This window comes from Neoroseomonas oryzicola (assembly GCF_012163135.1).
In the GTDB taxonomy this organism is placed as follows: domain Bacteria; phylum Pseudomonadota; class Alphaproteobacteria; order Acetobacterales; family Acetobacteraceae; genus Neoroseomonas; species Neoroseomonas oryzicola.
The window spans coordinates 495,202-510,045 of sequence record NZ_JAAVUP010000003.1 but is presented as its reverse complement, the minus strand read 5'-3'; the positions used below and the strand labels follow the sequence as shown (position 1 = coordinate 510,045).

The window sequence follows — 14,844 nt, the reverse complement described above, 5'->3', positions numbered from 1 at the left end:
CCGCCGTCTGAGGGACAAACAGAATGACCAACTACTGGCTGGTGAAGTCCGAGCCCGACGCCTTCTCCTGGGACCAGCAGATGGCGAACGGCGTGGAGCCCTGGACGGGCGTGCGCAACCACATGGCCAAGGCGAACCTGGCCGCGATGAAGAAGGGCGATCGCGCCTTCTTCTACCATTCGAACATCGGCAAGGAGATCGTCGGCGTGGTCGAGGTGGTGCGGGAAGCCTATCCGGACCCCAGCGCCGACCCCGGCAGCCCCTGGGTCTGCGTCGACATGAAGGCGGTCGGCCCGGTGCCGAAGCCGGTGACGCTCGCCGAGATCAAGGCGGAACCGAAGCTCGAGGGCATCGCGCTGGTGCGCATGTCGCGCCTGTCGGTGATGCCGATCTCGCCGGAGCACTGGAAGGTCCTGGCGAAGATGGGCGGATGGAAGGGCAAGTGAAGCAGCAGGTGGCCGAGCGCGTGCTCTGCGCGCTCGAGGACATTCCCGACGGCCAGTCCAAGGGCTTCCCGGCCGCACCCGGGGCCTTCACCGGCCTGTTCGCGGTGCGGCGCGGGGACCGCGTCTGGGTCTACGTCAATTCCTGCCCGCATATCGGCGTGCCGCTCGACCCGGTGCCCGACCGGTTCCTCGATACGAAGAAGCAGAACATCGTCTGCTCGACGCATGGCGCGCGCTTCCGCATCGAGGACGGCTTCTGCACGAGCGGGCCCTGCTACGGAGAATCGCTCGAGGCAGTGCCCCACCGCGTCGATGCGGAAGGACGGGTGCTGGTGCCGGAGGATGCGGGGCTCTGATGGTTTGCGCGGCACCGGCCCGCTCCCCCATCCGGCCACCCATCCAGGATACTGTCGTTGGGTGGCCGGGTGGGGGAGCGGGCCGGTGCCGCCAGCGCGCAAGGCGCGCAATCCTCTCTCCGCCACCGCTTCGCCACGCCTGCCGCGGCTTCGCCGCGATCGCCTTCAAAGCACCTTGCCGATGCCCCGGCGCTGTCGCGGCCGGGCGGTCAACTCCTCCTTGCGCTCGGACCAACAAGGAGGACCAGATGCGCCAGATCTCCCGGACCACTCTTCTCGCCACCGGCCTGATGCTCGTCACCGGCGCGGCCTTCGCGCAGGGCGGGACGCAGCAGCACGCGACCGGCGGCAGCACCGCGGTCCAGGCCCAGCCGGCCACGCCGGCGACCCCTGCCGGCCCCGCGACCCACGCCACGCGCCCGGCGACCCCGGCGACGCCCGCCACCCCGGCCCAGGCGGCCCGCCCGGCCACCCCGGCCAACCCCGGCGGCGCGAGCGCCGGCACGGTCCATCGCCCGGCGACGCCGGCCGCGCCGCAGGCCGGCCGGACCACCGCGCCGCGCACCGACCAGCGCAGCCAGGCCACGCCCGCCGCGCCCGCGACGACGCGCACCAACTGACCAGCCTGCCCATCCCATCCTGAGCCTGCCCCGCCCGTCCGGCCTCTCTCCGGGCGGGCGGTTCCGTTGCGATGCTGCATTGCGTGATTGAAATCCGCGCCGCAACGAAAGTTGACCTGAATCAAACCACTGCGCCAAATCCCCGCGCAGAGAAGACTCAGGCAGGGAGGCCGCCATGGCAGACGACATCATCGCCGTGAAACCCGAGATCGCCGCGAAGGCGCGCATCGACGCCGCCAGGCGCGACGCGATGGTCACGGCCGAGGCGCGCGACCCCGAAGCCTTCTGGCGCGGCGAGATGTCCCGCATCGCCTGGATGAAGGAACCGACGAAGATCAAGGCCGTCGACTTCAACGGCGACGTCTCGATCAAGTGGTTCGAGGACGGCGTGCTGAACGCCTCGGTCTCCTGCCTCGACCGGCACCTCGCCACGCGCGGCGACCAGGTCGCGATCATCTGGGAAGGCGACGACCCCAACAGCGACGCGAAGGTCACCTATCGCGAGCTGCATGCGCGCGTCTGCAAGCTGGCGAACGCGATGCGCCGGCTCGGCGTGAAGAAGGGCGACCGCGTCTGCATCTACCTGCCGATGATCGTGGAAGCAGCCGTCGCGATGCTGGCCTGCGCGCGCGTCGGCGCGATCCATTCGATCGTCTTCGGCGGCTTCTCCCCCGACAGCCTCTCCTCCCGCATCCAGGATTCCGAGTGCACGCTGCTCATCACCGCCGATGAAGGCCGCCGCGGCGGGCGCAAGGTGCCGCTCAAGGCCAATGCGGACGAGGCGCTGCTGACCTGCCCGTCGATCCGCCACGTCGTCGTCGCGAAGAACACCGGCGGCAATGTCGAGATGATGTCCGGCCGTGACCATTGGTGGGATGCGCTGACCGGCGGCGAGGCGGCGACCTGCGAGCCCGAGCCAATGGGCGCGGAGGATCCGCTCTTCATCCTCTACACCTCGGGGTCGACCGGAAAGCCCAAGGGCGTGCTGCACACGACGGGCGGCTACATGGTCTGGGCGTCCTACACGCACCAGAACGTCTTCGACTACCGCGACGGCGAGATCTACTGGTGCACCGCCGATGTCGGCTGGGTCACCGGGCACACCTACATCGTCTACGGGCCGCTCGCGAACGGCGCGACCACCCTGATGTTCGAAGGCGTGCCGTCCTGGCCCGACAATGGCCGCTTCTGGCAGGTCTGCGCCAAGCACAAGGTCAACATCTTCTACACCGCGCCGACCGCCATCCGCGCCCTGATGCGCGACGGCGAGGGGCCGGTGAAGAAGCATGACCGCTCGGCGCTGCGCATCCTCGGGTCGGTCGGCGAGCCGATCAATCCGGAAGCCTGGCTCTGGTACTACCGCGTCGTCGGCGACGAGCGCTGCCCGATCGTCGACACCTGGTGGCAGACCGAGACGGGCGGCATCCTGATCTCCCCGCTGCCGGGCGCGGTGGCGCAGAAGCCGGGCTCGGCCACGCTGCCGCTGCCGGGCGTGAAGCCGGCGCTGGTGGACAACGAGGGCAACCTGCTGGACGGCGCGACCGAGGGGAACCTCGTGCTGCTCGACAGCTGGCCCGGCCAGATGCGCACCATCTACGGCGACCATGCCCGCTTCGGTCAGACCTACTTCTCGACCTTCAAGGGCATGTACTTCACCGGCGACGGCGCGCGCCGCGATGCCGACGGCTACTACTGGATCACCGGGCGCGTGGACGACGTGATCAACGTCGCCGGCCACCGCATGGGCACGGCCGAGGTCGAATCCGCCCTCGTCGCACACCCCGCCGTGGCGGAAGCCGCGGTCGTCGGCATGCCGCACGAGATCAAGGGCCAGGGCATCTACGCCTACGTCACGCTCAAGGCGGGCGTCGAGGCGACCGAAGTCCTGCGCAAGGAGCTCGTCGCCTGGGTCCGCAAGGAAATCGGCCCGATCGCGACCCCGGACGCCATCCAGTGGGCGCCCGGCCTGCCCAAGACGCGCTCGGGCAAGATCATGCGCCGCATCCTGCGCAAGATCGCCGCGAACGAGACGGAAGGGCTGGGGGACACCTCCACCCTCGCCGATCCGGGCGTGGTGCAGGAACTGATCGACAACAAGGTCGGCTGAGGATGATGAGCGCCGCGCGCTACAGGGACGTCTACATCGCGGGGCCCGACCTGGTGGCCCCCGTCCTGCGCGGCGCAACGCCTCCGGTGGATGGGGCACCCTACCGCATCAGCCCCTTCTTCCCGGCCTGCGGCTGCGACGTCTTCAACGTCGTCGTGGACCGCATCCGCGGCGGCGCGCTGTGCGGCCAGCAGACGGCGACGGCCTGCTGGTGCGCGCTGGTCTCACCCGGTGAGATCGCCGGGCTGATCGACGAGGTCTATGGCGCGGAGGAGGCCGAGACCATCTCCGCGCTGCGCCGCTTCGTGGAGGCGCTGCCGCGCGACTGCGCCTTCGCCCTGGTCGCGCTGGCCTTCTGAGGCGCCCCGCCGTCAGCGATAGACGAAGGCCGCGTCCTCGAGGTCGATCGCCGGGATCGCGTCCTTTTCCGCCCAGTAGTCGTGCATGTGCCGCCATTCCGGCTTGTCGCCGCTGCGCGGCAGCAGGTGGTTGCCGCGCGCGACGTAGCCCGAGGAGAATTCCTCGGGGTCGAGCCAGGGCCCGAGTTTCATCCCGGCATCCTCGGGCCGCAGCGCCACTTCCACGCGCCGTGCCTGGCGCGCCTCCATGTGGTTCAGCAGCCGGCAGACGAAATCCGCCACCATGTCCGCCCGCAGCGTCCAGGCGGCGCGGATGTAGCCGAACACCCAGGCCAGGTTCGGCACCCCGGTGAACATCAGCCCGCGATAGGTGACCGTGTCCCCGAACACCAGCGGCTTGCCGTCGATCGCGAAGTCGATGTCGCCGAGCACGTTGAGGTGGAAGCCCGTCGCGGTGACGATGATGTCCGCCTCCAGCGTCCGGCCCGACTTCAGCAGCAGGCCGGTCTCGGTGAAGGTCTCGATCTCGTCCGTCACCACCGAGGCCTCGCCCCGTGCGACGGCACGAAACAGGTCGGCATCGGGGATGAAGGCCAGGCGCTGCTGCCAGGGGCGGTAGCGCGGGGTGAAATGCGTCTCGACGTCGTAGTCCTCGCCGAGATGGCGGCGGACATCGGCGAGCAGGTCCTCCTTCACCTTCTCCGGCTCGCTGTGCGTGCGGTCGATGAAGCGCGCCTGCTCGAACAGGATCTTCCGCCGGACGATCTCGTGGATCCATTCCTCGTTGATGCCGAGCATCCGCAGCTCGTCGGCGATGTCGATGCCGTTGCGCCCGGTACGGAAATAGGTCGGCGAGCGCTGCAGCATCGTCACATGCGCAGCCGTCCCGGCCATGGCCGGCACGACGGTCGCGGCCGTGGCACCGGATCCGATCACCACCACGCGCTTCCCGCGGTAGTCGAGGTCCTCCGGCCAGGTCTGCGGATGCGCGATCACGCCGCGGAAGCGGTCCATGCCGGGCCATTGCGGCGTGTAGCCTTCCTCGTGGCGGTAATAGCCCTGGCACATCCACAGGAAGTTCGCGGTGAAGCGGGCCGTGGTGCCGTCCTTGCGCTCCGCCTCGATGGTCCAGAGGTTCGTCGCGCTGTCCCAGCGCGCGGTGCGGATGCGGTGGCCGTAGCGGATGAAGCGGTCGAGGCCGTTCTCCTCGATCACCTCGCCCATGTATTTCCTGATCTCCTCGGCCGTCGCGATGGGCGGGCCGACCCAGGGCTTGAACCGGTAGCCGAAGGTATAGAGGTCGCTGTCGGACCGGATGCCCGGGTAGCGATGCGTTCGCCAGGTGCCGCCGAAGCCGTCCTGCGCCTCGAGCACCAGGAAGGAGCGCCCCGGGCATTGCTCCTGCAGGTGGTACGCGCCGCCGATGCCGGAGATGCCGGCGCCGACGATCAGCACCTCGACATGCGCGGTGCCCGACGCGTCCCGCGCCGGATGGGTCAAGGTCTCGGCCATGGTCCGTTCCCCAGGTTCGGAGGCGAGCCTATCGACCCGCGTGCGGCGCGGCAAAGCCCTGCGGCCCGCGCGACTTGCCGCCCGCTTCGCTGCGGCGCAGCATTGTCGGCATGACACCCCCGCCCCCGGACCACGACGCGGCGGCGAGCCATGCCGGCATGCGCCGCGTGCTCGCCATGTACGGTCCCGCGGTCTTCGCCGGCGCGCTGGCCACCCGTGCCACCGACCCGGTGGTGGCGGAGATCGCGCACGACTTCGGAACGACCGCGGCCCATGCCGCGCTGCTCGGGACCGCCTACACCCTGCCCTTCGCCTTCGTGCAGCCCATCCTCGGCCCGGTCGCGGATGCGGTGGGCAAGCGGCGGGTCGTGACCGTCTGCGTCTGCCTGCTCACGCTGATGCTCGCGGCCTCCGCGGTGGCGGGGACGCTCGGCTGGCTGATGGTGGCGCGTGCCTTCTCGGGCGCCGCGGCGGGCGGGATGATGCCGCTCACGCTCGCCATCATGGCCGATGCGGTGCCGCTGAGGGACCGCCAGGTGGCGCTGTCGCGGATGCTGATCTTCGGCATCAGCGGCCAGATCGCCGGCGGGGCGATCGCCGGGCCGGTCGCCGCCCTGGCGGGGTGGCGCGGGATGCTGGTGCTCTGCACGCTGGCCGCGCTGGGCGGGGCGGTGGCGCTGATCCTGGCGAGCCGCGGCGCCACGCCCGAACCGCGCACCCATTACGACCCGGTGGTGGCGGCGAAGCGCTACCGCAGCATCCTGCAGAACCCTTCGGCGATCCCGCTCTACGCGACCGTCGCGACGGAAGGCGGGCTGGTCTTCGGGTCCTTCCCCTTCCTCGCGCCGCTGCTGATCGCGCGCGGCATCGGCGGGACCACGGAGGCGGGCCTCGCCATCGGGGCCTTCGGCGTCGGGGGCCTCGGTTATGCGGCGGTGGCGCGGCCGCTGCTGGGGCGGCTGGGGCCGGCGAATGTCGTGCGGCTCGGCGGCGCGCTGGGCTTCGTCGCGCTGTCCGGCTTCGCGCTGGCGCCGGCCCTGTGGGTGGCCGTGGGGTCCGGCTTCCTGCTCGGGATGGCGTTCTACATGATCCACAACGCGATCCAGGTGCGGGCGACGGAACTCTCCCCGCAGTTCCGCGGCAGCGCGGTGTCGCTGCACGCCTTCTCCTTCTTCAGCGGTCAGTCGCTCGGTCCGGTGCTGTTCGGGCTGGGGGCGGCGACGGTGGGGCTCGGCGTGTCGCTGGGCATCGCGGCGGTGCTGCTGCTGGGGCTGGCGCTGCTGCTGGCGCAGCGGCCGGCGTGACGGGCCGAAGGCCCTTTCAAACCCGATACCCAGTACCCGCGGTCCAGGGGGCCGCAGCCCCCTGGCGGGGTGGTGTGGAGGGGCGGCGCCCCTCCACGAACCGCCCGTCTGGAACAGAACGTGATTCCCTCGCCCGATTCGCATTTTCGGGCCCATTCCGAATCAAGCACTTGGTCCGAGTCGCGCGAACGAATCGCTGACTCCCCGCGCCCGAGTCGCGGAACAGCCTGAAATCAAGCACTTGTGGTGAGTCGGCTGGCCCGGCCACCAGGGCGTTCGCGTTCCGTCCGCGATCCCGCCCCGAGTCGCGCCCGAGTGGGTCAGCGCAGCAGGACGGGCAGCAGGGCGTCGAGGCGGAGGATCCCCTCCTCGGTCGCGCGCAGTCGTCCGGCCTCGGTCCAGGCCAGGTAGTCCTCGTCCAGCAGGGCGGCGAGCATCGCCGGGTCCACCGCCTCGGCGAAGGGCACACCCGACCGCGCCTCGATGCGCGCGGGGTCGATGCCTTCGGCGAGGCGCAGGCCCATCAGCAGCGCCTCCCGCGCGCGGTCGGCGGGGGCGAGCGCCTCCTCCTCCACCGCCGCATGGCCGTCGCGTTCGACGCGGGCGGCCCATTCCTCGGGCGCGCGATGGCGACGCGTCGCGATCATGCGGCCATCCAGCAGCACGCGCTGATGCGCGCCGGCGCCGATGCCGAGGTAATCCCCGTAGCGCCAATAGGCGAGGTTGTGGCGGCTCTCCGCGCCAGGCTTCGCGTAGTTGCTGACCTCGTAGGACCGCAGGCCGAAGCGGGCGGCTTCCTCGGCGGTGGCGAAGTACAGCCGCGCGGCGTCGTCGCCCTCGGGCAGGACGAAGTCGCCGCGGCCATGCAGCGTCGCGAACTGCGTCCCAGGCTCGATGGTGAGCTGGTAGAGCGAGAGATGATCCGCGGCGAGGGCCAGCGCCTGGCGCAGCTCGGCCCGCCAGGCGGCCTCGGCCTGGCCGGGGCGGGCGTAGATCAGGTCGAAGGACAGGCGCGGGAAGATGCCCCGCGCGGCCTCGAGCGCCGCGATCGCCTGGCCGACATCGTGCCGGCGCCCCAGGAAGCGCAGCGCGGCCTCGTCGAGCGACTGCACGCCGAGGCTCGCGCGGTTCACCCCCGCGTCGCGGAAGGCGGCGAGGCGGCTGGTCTCCACGCTGGTCGGATTGGCCTCGAGCGTCACTTCCATGTCCGGTGCCGGATCGAACAGGCGCCGTGCATCCTCGATCAGCGCCGCGGCGGTGTCGGGGGACATCAGGGAGGGCGTGCCGCCGCCGAAGAAGATGCTGGCGAGCGGGCGGCGGCCCACGCGCGCGGCCTCGTGCGCCAGTTCGCGGCGCAGGGCGGCGCCGAAGCGCGCCTCGTCCACCCGGTCGCGGACATGGGAGTTGAAGTCGCAATACGGGCACTTGGCCGCACAGAAAGGCCAGTGGATGTAGAGGGCGAGGGGCTCGGTCACGGCGGGCATATGGCGCGCCGGACCCGCCCTGTCGAACCGGAGGTCCCATGCCGCGCATCGCCGCCCTCTACGCCGCCCTGTTGCTGATGGTGTTCCTTGCGCTGACGGTGCGCGTCCTGACCCAGCGCTACCGGACGCAGGTGGTGCTGGGCACGGGCGGGGACCGGGGGCTCGAGCGCGCGGCGCGGGTCCATGCGAACTGCGCCGAATACGTGCCGATCTTCCTCGCGGCGCTGGTCGCGGCGGAACTCTGCGGCGGGCCGGCCTGGGCTCTGCACGCGGCGGGGACCGCGATGCTGGCCGGGCGCGTCATGCACGGCATCGGCATGTCGCGGGACCCGGACATCGTGCCGCTGCGCGCCGGCGGGATGATCCTGACACTGGCCGCGCTCGCCGCCGTCACGCTGCTCGCCCTCGGCGGCGGGACCGGGCTGTGGTAGCGGCGGGATCATGAGCGGATCCTCTGTCGATCGGGTGCGGGCGGCGTTGCTGGCCGCCGGCCATCCGGACACCATCCAGGCCTTCCCCGAAGGCACGCGCAGCGCGGCCGACGCCGCCGCGGCGGTCGGCTGCGACGTGGCGCAGATCGCGAAATCCATCGTCTTCCGCGCCGGGCCGCGGGCGGTGCTGGTCATCGCCTCCGGCGCCAACCGCGTGGACACCGCCAAGGTGGCCGCGGCCATCGGCCAGCCCATCAAGCGCGCCGAGGGAAGCTGGGTGCGCGACACCACGGGCTTCGCGATCGGCGGCGTCTCGCCGGTCGGGCACCTCGCTCCGCCCATCCTGCTGCTGGACGCGGAGCTGATGGCGCTGGGGGAGGTCTGGGCGGCGGCCGGTTCGCCCCAACATGTCTTCCGGACCTCGGCGGCGGAACTCGTGCGCATGACGGGTGCGGCGGTCGCGGAGGTCAAGGAAGGGACCTGATGCACGCGACCGCGCTGTGGGGCGCATTGCTCGCGCCGGTCTGCCTGTGGCTGTCGCTGCGGGTGATCGGCCTGCGGCGACGCAAGCACGTGCCCCTGGGCAGCGGCGGGGATGCGACGCTAGAGCGCGCGATCCGGGCCCAGGGGAACTTCGCCGAATACGTGCCCTTCGCGCTGGTGCTAATGGCGCTGGGGGAGGCGGGCGGCGCGCCGGTCGCCGCGGTGCACCTCGCCGGCGCGCTGCTCCTGGCCGGCCGGGTCGCGCATGGCGCCGGCATCGCCCGCGACCGCGAGGATTTCCGCTTCCGCGTCGGCGGCATGGCAGGAACCTTCCTGGCCATCATCGTCGCGGCGCTGGGCGCCCTGTTCGCCGGCCTGCGCGGTTGGGTCTAGACTTCCCGCACCACAAGGGAAGGAACGCCATGACCCTCACCGTCCAGCAGATGCTCGCCGCCGCGGAGGCCGTCGTGCCCCGCATCTCCCCCGACGAGGCCAAGGGCCTGGTCGGCCGGCCGGACGTCGTGTTCCTCGATGTGCGGGAACCGAACGAGGTCGCGGCCTCGGGCAAGGTGCCGGGCGCGCTGACCATCCCGCGCGGCCTGGTGGAATTCCGCGCCGATCCGAACTCCGCGTTGCACGACGCGAATTTCGACCGGGCGAAGACGGTCGTCGCCTATTGCGCCTCGGGCGGGCGGTCCGCGCTCGTGCTCAAGACGCTGCACGACATGGGCTACGAGAACGTCCGCAACCTCGGCGGCTTCAAGGGCTGGGTCGACGCGGGCGGCACGGTGGAGAAGCCCTGAGCCATCGCGCGGGGGGACGCAGCCCGTCCCCCCGCGGCACCCGCGCTACTGCAGCGGAACGGTGATGTTGGTGACCTCGCAGAGGTTCACGTTGCGCCGTTCCTGCGGCTGGCCGTTGTCGTAGACGAAGCGGATGTCATACATGCACGGCCCTTCCGGCAGCCGCACCGGATAGACGGCGCCGGGCGCCACCGTGTCCGCGCCGAGGCGATCCGGACCCCAGTTCTGGTCGGTGGTCAGCGAGGCATAGACCTCCATCACCGTCGCGCGGCCCTGGTTCACCAGGTTGAAGGACGGATTGCCCGTCGGGCCGGCCTGCTGCGGGCGCTGCTGCTGCTGTTGCTGCTGCGGACGCTGCCCGCCCTGCTGCTGCGCCTGCGCGCGGCTGCCGTCGAAGGCGAGCTCGGTCAGGTTGCACAGGTTGATGTTGCGGCGTTCCTCGGCCGGGCCGCCGGCGCGTTCGTAGACCACGCGCACGTCGTAGATGCATTCGCCCTGCGGCAGTCGGACCACGAAGGACCGGCCCGCCGGGATCACGTTCTGCCCCAGCCGGTCCTGGCCCCAGTTGCTGTCCGAGGAGGGCGAGGCATAGGCCTCGTAGATCGTGCGGTTGCTGCGGTTGACCAGGTTGAAGGACGGATCGCCCGTCTGCGCCTGCGCCGCGGCGCCGAGCCCGCCCCAGGCCAGCACGGCCGCCGTCGCGGCGGTCAGGAAGCGTCGCATGAACATCGGGCTCTCCCCCTTCGGTATGGCGGGCGGAGCGCCCGTCGCGTCGCGCGCAGGCTAGCCGAGGCATGCGCGCCTCGCCAACGTTCCGCCCGCGCGCGCTGTGATCCGGATGCGAAGCGCTTCAGTCCGGACCGTCGCCGGGGCCTGCGCCCATCACGGTCGCGCGATCCGCGATCGCGCGCAGCGCCGTCTCCATCGCCTCCCGCGTGCCGGGCGGCAGCGCGGCGAAGAGCTCCGTTTCCAGCGCCCGTGCGCGCGGCACGATGGCATCGAGGATGCGCCGCCCCGCGGCACTCAACGCCAACGGATCGAGCCGCCGGTCGCCGCGATGCGCGACATGGCGGATGAGGCCACGCGCCTCGAGGCCCGCCACCGCGCGGCTGACCTTCGCCTTGTCCATCCCCGTCCGCGCCCGCACCGCCGAGGCCGTCGCCGTCCCATCGGCACCGAGCACGGCGATCACGCGCCATTCCGCGATGGTCAGGCCGAATTCTTCCGCATAGCGCCGCGCGAACAGCCGCGAGACGAGGTTCGAGGCCACCGACAGCCGGTAGGGCAGGAAGGCGTCGAGGTCGAAGGCGGTTGACATTAGTTTCATCTGAAACCATCTTCCGCGCCAAGTCCAGCCCCGGAGGAACCGCCGCGATGACGCGCCAGTACATCCCCTTCCCGCGGAGCGAGGGCCTCTCCTCGAAGCAGGCGCATGCGGACCTACCCGACGGCACCTTCGAGCGCGAGATGGGCAAGGAAGGCTTCTTCGGCCCGGCGACGCACATGTATCACCGGCACCCGCCGACCGGCTGGACCTCCTGGGAAGGCCCCCTGCGCCCGCGCGCCTTCGACCTGGTGAAGATCAACGCCGCGCAGCCGAGCCCCTGGGACGCCGCCGAGATCCTGTTCAACGCCCATGTCCGCCTGCGCTTCTGGCGCGCGCCGATGAAGATGGACCACCTCGCGCGCAACGGGGACGGCGACGAGCTGCTGTTCATCCACCAGGGCGCGGGCGACCTGTTCTGCGACTACGGCCGCCTGCCCTTCCGCGCCGGCGACTACATCGTGCTGCCGCGATCGACCATGTGGCGCATGGAATGCAGCGCGCCTGTCACCGCCCTGCTGATCGAGGCGACGGGATCCACCTACCAGCTGCCGGACCGCGGCATGGTCGGCAAGCACGCCGTCTTCGACCCCGCGGTGCTGGAAACGCCGAAGCTCGACGAGGCCTTCCGGGCCCAGGCGGACGAACGGGAATGGGCGGTGCGCATCAAGCGCCGCAACGCGATCTCCACCGTGACCTATCCGTTCAATCCGCTCGACGCGGTGGGCTGGCACGGGGACCTCTCGCCGGTGAAACTGAACGTGGTGGACATCCGCCCGCTGATGTCCCACCGCTACCACCTGCCGCCGAGCGCCCACACGACCTTCGTCGCCAACCGCTTCGTGATCTGCACCTTCTGCCCGCGGCCCTTCGAGACCGATCCCGGCGCGCTGAAGGTGCCCTTCTTCCACAACAACGACGACTACGACGAGGTGCTGTTCTACCACGCGGGCGACTTCTTCAGCCGCGACAACATCCATGCCGGGATGATGACGCTGCACCCCTGCGGCTTCACCCACGGCCCGCACCCCAAGGCGCTCGGCAATGCCTTCACGCCAAAGAAGCCGGCGACGGACGAATATGCGGTGATGCTCGACACGCGCGACGCGCTCGAGATCGGGGACGCCGCGAGCGCCGTCGAATGGGGCGACTACGCCTATTCCTGGAAGGCCGCCCCGGCGCCCGCCAAGGCGGCCGAATAGCCGCTCAGGCGAAGCGCGCCAGCGCCTGCTCGAGCGAGGCGAGGGCATTGCCCAGCGCCGCGCTCATCGCCGAGGCCGCCTGTTCGGCCGTCGGTGGGCTGGTGCCGGAGGCAAGCGGCGCCGTGCCGCTGCTGACCAGCTGCCCGACCAGCACGCCGCCGTTGCGGTCGTCGACCAGCAGCAGGGTCAGCTCGGCGCGCGCGACGCCTTCCCCCTGCACCGCCGCGAGTGCGGTCAGCTCGCCTTCCAGCGTGAAGTCCGGCGCGACGCGCGATCCGGGCGCGAGGATGCCCGCGAACAACCGGGAATCGATCAGCCAGCGGCGCAGCGACTGTTCCGCGGCCTCGGCCGGCGGCGCCGCCCATTCGGCATAGAAGTCGAGGCTCTCGGTCCCGTCGGGGCGGATGGTGCGCAGGTTGCGCGTCTCGAGACCCGCGCCGGCGCGGATGGTGCGCACCAGCAGCGTGCGCCGCCCGCGCCCGGTGCGCGGCAGGCCAGGCCGGCGCGGCTCCAGCGGGAAGCGCAGCGTCTCGAGATAGGGTCGGTCCGGCAGGACCGAGCAGGCCGCGAGCAGCGGCGCGACCAGGAAGGTGCGGCGAAGGGCCATCTCAGCGGCGATCCCGGGGCGGTGGCGGCGGCGGTGCGCCAAAGAGGGACTGGGAGGGGCTGCGGCGCAGCGCCTCGGCGGTGTCGCGCAGGCTCGCCACCGTCGCGCGGAGATCGCGCAGCAGCGGGCCGAGGTCGGCCTGCGCGTCGGTGGTGGTGCCGCGGATGCTGCGCAGTGCCAGTTCCAGCGTCTGGATCACCGCCGGCAGCCGCGCGATGGACGTCCGCAGGTCGGCCGCGGCCTGGCCGATGCTCTCGACCGTGCGGGTCATCTCCGGCCCGCCGATCAGCGTCTGGGCGGATTCGCCGGCAGCGGCGATGCGGTCGGCGGCGCGGCGGATGTCGGCGATGGTCTCGGACAGCGCGGCGCCCTGGATGGCCTCGCGCAGCGTCGTCATGGTCGCCGCTGCCTCGCGCAGCGTGGTGGCGAGGTCGCCCTGCCCGCCAACCTGGTCGCGGAAGTCATTGATCAGCGCGGTGGCGGAATCGATCAGCGCGCGCAGGTCGAGGTCGGCCAGTTGCGTCATCAGCCGCTCGGCTGCGCTCGTCACCTGCGTGATGGTGGACGGGACGGAGGGGATGACTGGGTAGCGTGGGGTCCAGGGCACCTCGATCGGCGGCGCCGCGGCGGGGTCGCGCACGAAATCGACCTCGAGATAGGCGAGGCCCGTGACGCCCGAGGAAGCGACGCGCACGCGCAGCCCCGCGCGCACCGCGCTTTCGACCGAGGCGTCGCCGTAGCGCGCGGGATCCACCGCGAAGCGCACCAGCACGAGCCGCGAGGTCGGATCGTCCGGCCCGCGCATGAAGGACGAGTAGACCACGGAGACGAGGCCGAGTTCCGTCACCCGCCCCACCGGCACGCCGCGGAAGCGCACCGCCGCGCCGACATCGAGGCCGGCGATCGATTCCCGGATGTAGGTCTCGTAGGTCACCTGCTGGCCTCGCAGCGCGCCCGAGGTGAGGAACAGCACGAAGCCGACCGCGAGGCCGAGGCCGACCAGCACCAGCGTGCCGACGCGGAAGTAGAGCGAGCGCCCGGACTGGGCCATGTCAGGCGGCCTCCCGCCGGAAGAAGGCGCGCACCGTGGGGTGGGTGCTTTCCTCGCGCAGCCGCTTCGGGTCGCCCTCGGCGATCATGCCCTGCGCCTCCTTGTCGAGCATGATGCAACGGTCGCCGATCGCCAGGATGGACTGCAGCTCATGCGTCACCACAACGAAGGTGGTGCCGGTCTCGCGCGCGATCTCGACGATCAACTTGTCGAGACCGGCCGAGGTGATGGGATCGAGCCCCGCCGAGGGTTCGTCGAGGAACAGCAGCGGCGGATCGAGCGCCATGGCCCGCGCGATGCCCGCGCGCTTGGCCATGCCGCCGGAGATCTCGGCCGGCAGGCGGGCGGCCGCATCGCCGAGGCCGACCAGCCCGAGCTTGGCGCGCGCCAGCATCGACCGCGCCGGGCGCGGCAGGGCGGTATGCTCCTCGAGCGGCAGTTCCACGTTCTCGGCCAGGGTCATGCTCCCGAACAGGGCGCCGGACTGCCACATCACGCCGATCCGCCGCAACAGCGCCCGCCGCGCGTCGTCGTCCGCCTTGGCCAATTCCTCGCCCAGCAGCCAGGCGTGCCCGGCCGCGAGCGGCACCAGGCCGATCAGCGTCTTGAGCAGCGTCGACTTGCCGCAGCCCGATCCGCCGAGGATGACGAAGATCTCCCCGCGGCGGACGTCGAAGGTGACGTCCTTGAAGACGGTGCGGGCGCCGAAGCGGACCGAGAGGCCCTCGGCGCGGATGACGGGTTCCCCGGCCACG

18 protein-coding genes are annotated in these 14,844 nt (G+C 71.4%); 11 read left to right on the top strand and 7 right to left on the bottom strand.

All coding sequences use genetic code 11. The features are described 5' to 3' along the window. Positions 1 to 23 precede the first annotated feature (23 nt). From GWK15_RS13945 to GWK15_RS13925, 5 genes are all read left to right on the top strand, one after another. Positions 24 to 446, top strand: coding sequence for an EVE domain-containing protein (locus GWK15_RS13945; RefSeq protein ID WP_168041933.1), 423 nt, complete (start codon positions 24 to 26; stop codon positions 444 to 446). Further along, positions 443 to 802 (top strand): Rieske (2Fe-2S) protein, encoded by a 360-nt coding sequence (locus GWK15_RS13940; RefSeq protein WP_338147250.1) that lies wholly within the window; start codon positions 443 to 445, stop codon positions 800 to 802. Before GWK15_RS13945 ends, GWK15_RS13940 begins: the two co-directional genes overlap by 4 nt. A 248-nt stretch (positions 803 to 1,050) precedes the next feature. Beyond that, entirely contained in the window at positions 1,051 to 1,422 is a 372-nt protein-coding gene (locus GWK15_RS13935; RefSeq protein WP_168041931.1) for a hypothetical protein, read from the top strand. Between the two features lie 175 nt (positions 1,423 to 1,597). Further along, a complete protein-coding gene (acs, locus tag GWK15_RS13930; protein ID WP_168041930.1) occupies positions 1,598 to 3,529 on the top strand; it encodes an acetate--CoA ligase in 1,932 nt (643 codons plus the stop codon). A gap of 2 nt (positions 3,530 to 3,531) precedes the next feature. Beyond that, positions 3,532 to 3,888 (top strand): hypothetical protein, encoded by a 357-nt coding sequence (locus GWK15_RS13925; RefSeq protein WP_168041929.1) that lies wholly within the window; start codon positions 3,532 to 3,534, stop codon positions 3,886 to 3,888. 12 nt (positions 3,889 to 3,900) lie between these two features. Here GWK15_RS13925 and GWK15_RS13920 read toward each other — a convergent pair whose 3' ends face one another. Beyond that, a complete protein-coding gene (locus GWK15_RS13920) occupies positions 3,901 to 5,400 on the bottom strand; it encodes a flavin-containing monooxygenase (protein WP_168041928.1) in 1,500 nt (499 codons plus the stop codon). 110 nt (positions 5,401 to 5,510) lie between these two features. Here GWK15_RS13920 and GWK15_RS13915 point away from each other — a divergent pair, with 110 nt between their 5' ends. Next, positions 5,511 to 6,704, top strand: a complete 1,194-nt coding sequence (locus GWK15_RS13915; RefSeq protein ID WP_168041927.1) for an MFS transporter — start codon at positions 5,511 to 5,513, stop codon at positions 6,702 to 6,704. Between the two features lie 320 nt (positions 6,705 to 7,024). Here GWK15_RS13915 and hemW read toward each other — a convergent pair whose 3' ends face one another. Continuing rightward, a complete protein-coding gene (gene hemW, locus GWK15_RS13910) occupies positions 7,025 to 8,188 on the bottom strand; it encodes a radical SAM family heme chaperone HemW (protein WP_168041926.1) in 1,164 nt (387 codons plus the stop codon). Between the two features lie 38 nt (positions 8,189 to 8,226). Here hemW and GWK15_RS13905 point away from each other — a divergent pair, with 38 nt between their 5' ends. The 4 genes from GWK15_RS13905 to GWK15_RS13890 are packed head-to-tail and all read left to right on the top strand — an operon-like array spanning position 8,227 to position 9,905. Next, complete coding sequence (locus GWK15_RS13905) at positions 8,227 to 8,619, top strand: MAPEG family protein (protein WP_168041925.1); 393 nt, start codon at positions 8,227 to 8,229, stop codon at positions 8,617 to 8,619. Positions 8,620 to 8,629: 10 nt separating this feature from the next. Beyond that, complete coding sequence (locus tag GWK15_RS13900) at positions 8,630 to 9,103, top strand: YbaK/EbsC family protein (RefSeq protein ID WP_168041924.1); 474 nt, start codon at positions 8,630 to 8,632, stop codon at positions 9,101 to 9,103. Continuing rightward, entirely contained in the window at positions 9,103 to 9,495 is a 393-nt protein-coding gene (locus tag GWK15_RS13895; RefSeq protein WP_168041923.1) for an MAPEG family protein, read from the top strand. The genes GWK15_RS13900 and GWK15_RS13895 overlap by 1 nt, the downstream gene beginning before the upstream one ends. Before the next feature lie 29 nt (positions 9,496 to 9,524). Further along, entirely contained in the window at positions 9,525 to 9,905 is a 381-nt protein-coding gene (locus GWK15_RS13890) for a rhodanese-like domain-containing protein (RefSeq protein ID WP_168041922.1), read from the top strand. Between the two features lie 45 nt (positions 9,906 to 9,950). Here the strand turns inward: GWK15_RS13890 and GWK15_RS13885 are convergent, their stop codons facing one another. Both GWK15_RS13885 and GWK15_RS13880 read right to left on the bottom strand, forming a co-directional pair. After that, the gene (locus tag GWK15_RS13885; RefSeq protein WP_168041921.1) at positions 9,951 to 10,634 is read right to left on the bottom strand and encodes a hypothetical protein; all 684 of its coding nucleotides are present in this window, start codon (positions 10,632 to 10,634) and stop codon (positions 9,951 to 9,953) included. A 121-nt stretch (positions 10,635 to 10,755) separates the two neighbouring features. Continuing rightward, positions 10,756 to 11,223 carry a MarR family winged helix-turn-helix transcriptional regulator gene (locus GWK15_RS13880; RefSeq protein ID WP_209442186.1) on the bottom strand — a complete coding sequence of 156 codons (468 nt, stop codon included), beginning with the start codon at positions 11,221 to 11,223 and terminating at the stop codon, positions 10,756 to 10,758. A gap of 56 nt (positions 11,224 to 11,279) precedes the next feature. Between GWK15_RS13880 and GWK15_RS13875 the strand changes: the two genes are divergently transcribed. Next, positions 11,280 to 12,431, top strand: a complete 1,152-nt coding sequence (locus tag GWK15_RS13875; protein ID WP_168041919.1) for a homogentisate 1,2-dioxygenase — start codon at positions 11,280 to 11,282, stop codon at positions 12,429 to 12,431. Between the two features lie 4 nt (positions 12,432 to 12,435). Here GWK15_RS13875 and GWK15_RS13870 read toward each other — a convergent pair whose 3' ends face one another. From GWK15_RS13870 to GWK15_RS13860, 3 genes are read right to left on the bottom strand one after another with little or no spacing between them, the layout of a single operon-like run. Next, positions 12,436 to 13,038, bottom strand: coding sequence for an ABC-type transport auxiliary lipoprotein family protein (locus GWK15_RS13870; RefSeq protein WP_168041918.1), 603 nt, complete (start codon positions 13,036 to 13,038; stop codon positions 12,436 to 12,438). 1 nt (position 13,039) lies between these two features. Further along, positions 13,040 to 14,089, bottom strand: coding sequence for an MlaD family protein (locus tag GWK15_RS13865; protein ID WP_168041917.1), 1,050 nt, complete (start codon positions 14,087 to 14,089; stop codon positions 13,040 to 13,042). Position 14,090: 1 nt separating this feature from the next. Further along, positions 14,091 to 14,843 carry an ABC transporter ATP-binding protein gene (locus GWK15_RS13860; RefSeq protein WP_211844062.1) on the bottom strand — a complete coding sequence of 251 codons (753 nt, stop codon included), beginning with the start codon at positions 14,841 to 14,843 and terminating at the stop codon, positions 14,091 to 14,093. Position 14,844 lies beyond the last annotated feature (1 nt).